This is a genomic window from Mesorhizobium sp. M7A.F.Ca.CA.004.04.2.1 (genome assembly GCF_004022825.1).
Lineage (GTDB): Bacteria > Pseudomonadota > Alphaproteobacteria > Rhizobiales > Rhizobiaceae > Mesorhizobium.
On the sequence record NZ_RZPH01000234.1, the window covers coordinates 1 to 6,716 of the forward strand.

The 6,716-nt window shown below is 63.3% G+C and carries 8 protein-coding genes; 2 read left to right on the plus strand and 6 right to left on the minus strand.

The window, feature by feature from the left end:
• On the minus strand, positions 1–733 hold a 733-nt coding region (locus EN893_RS13020), incomplete at its 3' end, for a DUF445 family protein (RefSeq protein ID WP_128361571.1).
• A gap of 275 nt (positions 734–1,008) precedes the next feature.
• On the opposite strand from EN893_RS13020, the gene rirA reads away from it, so the two are divergent.
• Positions 1,009–1,470, plus strand: coding sequence for an iron-responsive transcriptional regulator RirA (gene rirA / locus EN893_RS13025; RefSeq protein WP_127267528.1), 462 nt, complete (start codon positions 1,009–1,011; stop codon positions 1,468–1,470).
• A gap of 29 nt (positions 1,471–1,499) precedes the next feature.
• On the opposite strand, the gene EN893_RS13030 is transcribed toward rirA, so the two are convergent.
• The 5 genes from EN893_RS13030 to hemP form a co-directional block, all read right to left on the minus strand.
• Entirely contained in the window at positions 1,500–2,288 is a 789-nt protein-coding gene (locus EN893_RS13030) for a heme ABC transporter ATP-binding protein (protein WP_127267527.1), read from the minus strand.
• A gap of 6 nt (positions 2,289–2,294) precedes the next feature.
• Positions 2,295–3,392 carry an iron ABC transporter permease gene (locus tag EN893_RS13035; protein WP_128361572.1) on the minus strand — a complete coding sequence of 366 codons (1,098 nt, stop codon included), beginning with the start codon at positions 3,390–3,392 and terminating at the stop codon, positions 2,295–2,297.
• Between the two features lie 11 nt (positions 3,393–3,403).
• On the minus strand, positions 3,404–4,312 hold the full coding sequence (locus EN893_RS13040) for a hemin ABC transporter substrate-binding protein (protein ID WP_127272244.1): 909 nt from the start codon (positions 4,310–4,312) through the stop codon (positions 3,404–3,406).
• A 10-nt stretch (positions 4,313–4,322) separates the two neighbouring features.
• Entirely contained in the window at positions 4,323–5,384 is a 1,062-nt protein-coding gene (locus tag EN893_RS13045; RefSeq protein ID WP_127272243.1) for a hemin-degrading factor, read from the minus strand.
• A gap of 124 nt (positions 5,385–5,508) precedes the next feature.
• Positions 5,509–5,721 carry a hemin uptake protein HemP gene (hemP, locus tag EN893_RS13050; protein WP_127271521.1) on the minus strand — a complete coding sequence of 71 codons (213 nt, stop codon included), beginning with the start codon at positions 5,719–5,721 and terminating at the stop codon, positions 5,509–5,511.
• Between the two features lie 198 nt (positions 5,722–5,919).
• On the opposite strand from hemP, the gene EN893_RS13055 reads away from it, so the two are divergent.
• A partial coding sequence (locus EN893_RS13055; protein WP_206640109.1) for a TonB-dependent receptor plug domain-containing protein occupies positions 5,920–6,716 on the plus strand: 797 nt, incomplete at its 3' end.

Sequence of the window (6,716 nt, forward strand, 5' to 3'; positions counted from 1 at the left end):
GGAGATAGGCGTCGGCGCGGAACAGGTTGAACAGCGACGGCAGTTCCTCGCGGATCTTTTCGCGCATCGTCGCCAGCGCCTGTTCGTCATTGAGGAACCTGCCGATCACCTTGGTGAACTCGTCGAACAGTTTCTGGTGGCGGCGGTCGTCGGTAAGCGCTGACAACAGCTCGGCGGCCAGCGGCGCCAGCGGCACCTTTTCGATCTGTTCGAGCATGCGGCTGGTGACGAAGCCGCGCAGGCCGGACTGCTCGACAGCGGCCAGCGTCTGCGGCACCAGCCGCACGACGAAGCGCGACAGGCCGGCGGCGCGCTCCGTATCGGCCAGCCAGTCGGCGACGAGTGCCGAGAAATCGACCTCGGCGAGCTTTTCGCGCACCGGTTCAGGCGCCAGGAAGTTGACCTCGATGAAGCGACCGAGATTGTCGGCGATGCGGTTCTGGTTCTCCGGGATGATGGCCGTGTGCGGGATCGGCAGCCCCAGCGGCCGCCTGAACAGCGCCACCACCGCGTACCAGTCGGCCAGACCGCCGATGGTCGCGGCCTCGGCAAAGGCGGCGACGAAGCCGAGCCATGGATAGGTGCGCTCGAAGGATTTGGCGAGCGCAAACACCAGCACGCAAAGCGCCAGTGCGGCCGCCGCGAGGAATTTCGTCCGCCGCAACGCGGAAAGCTTGGCATCCGCCTCGGCATCGAAACGGACCGGCGCCAGGGGCGAAGCCGATTGTGACATGGGTGAGCCGCTCCTCGTCGATCTCAGCCTATTTAGTGTTCCGATGGCCGAAATACCCGCGACAGCGGGTTTCGCCCGGAACTTTCCCCGGCCGCGCACACAAAGTTGAGGAGAAAATTCATCTATCGGGCGAAGCTAGTCTGGAATTATTCCAAGGTATAGGCCATATTCCGCCGAGGCCAATGTGGCGAATCCGGAAATTCGGGTCAAAGCCATATCAGCAAAATTTCCAGATCTGGCGTGGTTGCACCGCACCAGTGCCTTGTGAGGACAAAATGCGGCTTACGCGCCAGACCAACTATGCCATGCGCATCTTGATGTATTGCGCGGCCAATGATGACCGATTGAGCCGCATCCCCGAGATCGCGGCCGCCTATTCGGTGTCGGAGCTTTTCCTGTTCAAGATCCTGCAGCCCCTGGTCGAGCACGGCCTCGTCCAGACCGTGCGCGGTAGGAATGGCGGCGTCAAGCTTGGCCGGGCGGCCGAAGCCATCAGCCTGTTCGATGTCGTGCGCGTGACGGAAGAGAGCTTCGCTATGGCCGAATGCTTCGAGAACGATGCCGCCGAATGCCCGCTCGTCGATAGCTGCGCGCTGAACTCGGCGCTGCGCGAGGCGCTGAACGCGTTCTTCGCCGTGCTGGAGCGCTATACGATCGCCGACCTCGTGGCGGCACGTCCAAATGTGCGCAACCTGCTCGGAATCGACATGCTGGAGCGCCGCGCACCAGCTGCCTGACCCAGCAGGGGCGCGGGCTAGATCTGCAATCAGGCCGCTGACTGAGGCAGAACGAACGGCATATTGCCGGCCGGCAGCACGCCGACCCTGAGCCGGCAGTCGAACACTTTTTCGATCAGGTCATCGCTCAGCACATCCCGCGGCGACCCGGTGGCGGCCAGCCGGCCGCGATGCATGACGAAGATCCGGTCGGCATACATGGCCGTCAGATTGAGGTCGTGCAGGATGGCGACCACGCCGCCGCCCCTTCTGGCGAAGTCGCGGGCAATGTTCATGATGATCAGCTGGTGCTTGATGTCGAGGCTGGAAACCGGCTCGTCGAGGAACAGAAAGCGCGGCTTGCCGTCGAGCACCGGTGCCCAGACCTGGCTCAGCACGCGTGCGAGCTGAACGCGCTGTTGCTCGCCGCCCGAAAGCTCCTGGTAGAAACGGCCGGCAAAGCCGTCGAGATCGACACGCGCCAGCGCCCGTTCCGGCAGCCGCGCATCCTCGCCCGGCAAGACGCCTGAGCGGCCGCCGACAAGGCCGAGCTTGACCACTTCCCGCACGGTGAACGGGAACGACAGCGTCGTCGCCTGCGGCAGCACCGCACGATGGACGGCCACCTCGACCGGCTTCATCGTCGAGAGATCTCGGCCGTTGAGGGCAACGCGCCCGGTGTAGGCGAGTTCGCCGGAAAGCGCTTTGAGGAAGGTCGTCTTGCCCGAACCATTGGGGCCGACGATGGCGGCGATCTCGCCGGGCCGCGCGTGGAAATCGATACCGCTGACGATAGGCTTGCCGGCGATATCAACCGAAACATCCTTGGCCTCGATCATCAAGCCTCACAAATCAACCACGCCGCGCTTGCGCAGCAGGATCCAAAGGAAAAACGGCGCGCCCGCTATCGCGGTGACGATGCCTATCGGCAGTTCGGCCGGCGCAACGATGGTGCGTGCGACCGCGTCGGCCAGAAGCAGCAGCGAGGCACCGAGCAGCGCCGACGCCGGCAGCAGATAGCGATTGTCCGGACCAATCAGCAGGCGCAGCAGATGCGGTACCACGATGCCGACGAAGCCGATGCAGCCGCTGACGGCGACGGATGCGCCGACCGCGGCAGAGACGCCGACGATGGCCGTGTATTTCAGCCGCTGCACCGGAATGCCGAGATGACCGGCGGTCGCCTCGCCAAGCGCCAGCGCGTTGAGGCCGCGTGCCAGGAACGGCATCGCCGCCAGCGCCAGCACGATGATCGGCCCTACCGACGCGATCTTCGCCCAGGTTGCGCCGCCGAGCGATCCGAGTTGCCAGAAGGTCAGGTCGCGCAACTGGCGATCGTCGGCCATGAAGATAAGAATGCCGGTCAGCGCCATGGCGAGCGCCGCCAGCGCGATGCCGGCAAGCAGCATTGTGGCAACCGAGGTTTGCCCCCGCCGCGTCGCGACCTGGTAAAGCACCAGCGTGGTGGCGAGCCCGCCACAGAAGGCCGCCAGCGGCAGTGCAAGCGTGCCGAGCAAGGCGGTCACCGGAGCCAATATCGTGGCGCCGAGCACGATGACGGCAACCGCGCCGAGGCTGGAGCCGGCCGAGACGCCGATCAGGCCGGGGTCGGCCAGCGGATTGCGGAACAGTCCCTGCATGACCGCGCCGGAGACCGCGAGCGCCGCGCCGACCAGCATGCCGAGGATGATGCGCGGCAGGCGGATGTCATAGACGATCAGGCTGTCGCGGGCGCTCACTGCGGCGTCATCAGGCACTGTGCCGAACAGCCAGCCCCCGATGACGTTGACGGCCGAAGCGTCCGAAGCCCCCGATGTCAGCGACAGAAAAACGGCAGCCGCGAGCCCCAGGCACAGCAGCAGAATGACGATGCGGGCGCGGCCCGACCTGTCGCCTTCGGATACGCTTGCCATCACCGGGCCGGCGATCGATTGATCGACCATGATCCGCCCGTTCAGTCCGTGACCTGCCCGCCATAAAGCGAGACAGCGAGGTCGTGGATGGCATCGGCCGTGCGTGGCCCGAAGCCGAGCAGATAGGCACCGTCGATGCGGATCAGCTTGCGCGCCTTTCCGGCCGGCGTCGAGGCGATCGACGGATTGCCGAACAGTTCGTCATCCGAGACCGGAGGCCCGGCATTGCTCATCATCAGGATCACGTCCGGTCTGGCGGTTATGATCGCCTCGTCGGACATTTGCTTGTAGCCGGAGAAGCCCTCGACCGCGTTGACGCCGCCAGCCAGCTTGACCATACCGTCCGCCGCGGTCTCGCTGCCGGCCGCCAGGATCTTGCCGCCCTGTATCGACAGCACGAACAGGATGCGCTTGCGTTCCTTGATCGACGTCGTTTGCCCTTCGGCGGCCGTGAGCTTGGCATCGAGCTCCCCGGCGAGCACCTCTGCCTTGGCGTCGACGCCGAGCGCCTTGCCGACGATACGGACCTTTTCGAGGATGCCTTCGTGGCTATAGTGCTCGGGCACTTCGATGAACGGGACGCTCGTCTTCTTCAAGACGTCGACGGCTTCCTTGGGACCGCTGCCATGCAACGCCAGGATGCCGGTCGGGTTGACCGAGAGCACGCCTTCCGGTGACAGCGCACGCATATAGCCGACATCGGGCAGCTCAAGCGCCGCCTTTGGGTACCGGCTGGTGGAATCGCGAGCCACCAGATGCTTTTCCTCGCCGAGCGCATAGACGATCTCGGTGATCGAGCCGCCAACGGCCACGATTTTCGAAGGATCGGCAAACACGGCCGTGCCTTCCATGGCGCTGGCGGATTGCAGTGCGATAACAGCCATGGAGAGACCGATCACCGGCCGGAAAATAGATCCGCGCACGGTCGACAATCTTGGGAAAAAACGCATCGCATTTTCCTCAGGCTGCGGTCGGGCTTGGGATGCGCGGCAGGTTTTCCGCCAGGAAGCGCCAGTCATCCCGCTCGCTTTCGCCTTCATGACGCTTGCCGAAGAACTGGATGAACATCTTGCCGTCGGAATCATAGACCTCAAGCGAGGTGACATGACCGTCCTTGGTCGGCTTGCGCACCGCCCAGACCTCCTGGATGTGGTCGGTGCGCAAATGCAGGTGGAAGGTTTCGTCCAGCACGTTGATCCATGGCCCCATCGGCTTGATCGACTTGATCGGACCGGAATGGATCTGGATGCAGCCGCGGTTTCCCACAAAGCACATGATCGGCATCTCGCCCTCCGCAGCGTGATGAAACATGGCACGGACGGCATCATTGTCGAGCTGCCAGGCATAGTCTTGCCCGACCAGGCGCACCGCCTGCCGGCGGCTGAGCTTCAGCGTCTTCAGCATGCCGAAGAACTGGTGCACATCGGTCAGCCGGCTCCAGCGGTCGCGCAGATCGTCGAGATTGGCGGCCGCTTCGTCGCCATGGCTCTCGTCATCGGGGAGTGGTCCCGAAATGTCGACGGTCGGCTCCTGATTGGACGATTCGAGCGCGGCAACCAGCTTCTGATAGGCATAGAGGCTGGAGGCCGGACGCAAATGCACCTTGTGCACGGCCTCGCCCGCCGCATCGAAAAACTGCAGGCTGCGGCGGATTTCGTCGCCGTCTCGCTTCTCGACGGCAAAGCCGTGTGCCCAGACCTTCGGGAAGATGCGCAGGTCGATGTTTTCGCCAAGCACCATGGCATTGTGGTTGCCGGTGACGACCTTGTCATAGACGCCGATCTTTTCGTGCACCGCGCTCTCATTGCGGGTCAGCGCCATGACCTCGCCGACGGCCTCGAGGCCGGTCAGAAGATCGTTGACGCGCGGCTCGATGCGCACGACGCCGTCGCCGCAATGCGCGGCGACCAGTTCGGCTTCCGAAATGCCGAGCTGGGCAGCCAGATCACGCTCGCGCGTCTTCGGATTGTCTGTCCGTGCCCGCCGGATTTCATGCGGGGCGGGTTTTACGCGCTGATCCATGTTTCGTCCCTGCTGCCTAGAGCAATTCCGGGAAAAGTGTGAAACGGTTTTCCGTCCGGAATTGCGTTAAAACAAAGAGCTAGAGCGGTTCGGCGTTTCCGAGAAACGGTGAACCGCTCTAGCCTTACTTGTTGAGAATGAGCTTGCCCTGACGGGTGATCTTCAGCCGGTAGAGCGCACCGTGATGCTCGATGCCGATCTCGTGCTCGCCCTGGAACAGAGTGTTGCTGGACAGGGTTCGCACCGCCAGCGGAACCCGGTCGAAACGGGTGGGGGCCGAGGCATCGTCGGAACGGCGGACGCGATAGCGAAAATCGTTGGGATTGTGGGTGTTCATCTCTGTCGATCCCTTTCCTGTGCCGGGCGTCTGGCTAGGCGTTGCGTAATCCGATTCATTTCTTGACTTGAATAATCATGTTTACTAGTCAGTGCAATACCGGATTAAATGAGTCAACATTTAAGACGCCGGAGACGATCAAAAATGCCAGCCAGCCCCGGGCCAGCCAGCATGAAACCTGGACTTTGGAGTTGGGGCATGGGGTTGGTGACTTGGGAATGGCGTGGCCGGTCGGCGGCGAACGGCGCGGCGGCATTGTTGGCAAGCGTGGCGGCTATCGCCTTGTCGGCGCAATTGGCTAACGCCCAGCAAGCGGCGCAGCCGACAGAGCAAACGAAGAAGGCTGAAGAAGAAAACGCCGCACCAGCGGGAGCAACGCTGCTCGACAAGATCCTCGTCATCAGCCGCACCGGCGAGACGGCGATCGAATCGCTGGCATCGACCAGCCATGTCGGCCAGGAACAGCTCGACCGCCGCATGGCGACGACGCCGAATGAGATGCTGCTTGGCGTGCCCGGTGTCGCGGCGCAGGCCGACGCCAGACGCGTCAGCACCAGTATCAACATCCGAGGCTTGCAGGATTTTGGTCGCGTCGCGGTCATCGTCGACGGCGCCCGTCAGAACTTCCAGCGTTCCGACCACGGCACGCAGTCGACCTTCTACATCGACCCCGAACTCGTTAAATCCGTGGATGTTATCCGTGGTCCTGTCGCCAACACCTATGGCTCAGGCGCCATCGGCGGCGTCGTCTTCTTCGACACCAAGGACGCCGGGGATTTCCTTAAGCCGGAAGAAACATGGGCCGGCTCCGTCACGGGACGCTATGAGAGCAACGGCAAAGGCTGGACAACAAGCGCATCCGGTGCCTACCGCCTCAACGAGAACTGGGACGTGCTCGGCAACATCGTCTACCGCAACTATGACGACTACAAGGATGGCGGTGGCGACACCGTCAAGGGCACCGGCTTCGATGTGCTTAGCGGCCTGCTCAAGAC

Coding starts and splice junctions, on each gene's coding strand:
- EN893_RS13045 (WP_127272243.1), bottom strand. CDS start 5,384: ATGGATCAGCGCGTAAAACCCGCCCCGCATGAAATCCGGCGGGCACGG.
- EN893_RS13035 (WP_128361572.1), bottom strand. CDS start 3,392: ATGGTCGATCAATCGATCGCCGGCCCGGTGATGGCAAGCGTATCCGAA.
- EN893_RS13030 (WP_127267527.1), bottom strand. CDS start 2,288: ATGATCGAGGCCAAGGATGTTTCGGTTGATATCGCCGGCAAGCCTATC.
- rirA (WP_127267528.1), top strand. CDS start 1,009: ATGCGGCTTACGCGCCAGACCAACTATGCCATGCGCATCTTGATGTAT.
- hemP (WP_127271521.1), bottom strand. CDS start 5,721: ATGAACACCCACAATCCCAACGATTTTCGCTATCGCGTCCGCCGTTCC.
- EN893_RS13040 (WP_127272244.1), bottom strand. CDS start 4,312: ATGCGTTTTTTCCCAAGATTGTCGACCGTGCGCGGATCTATTTTCCGG.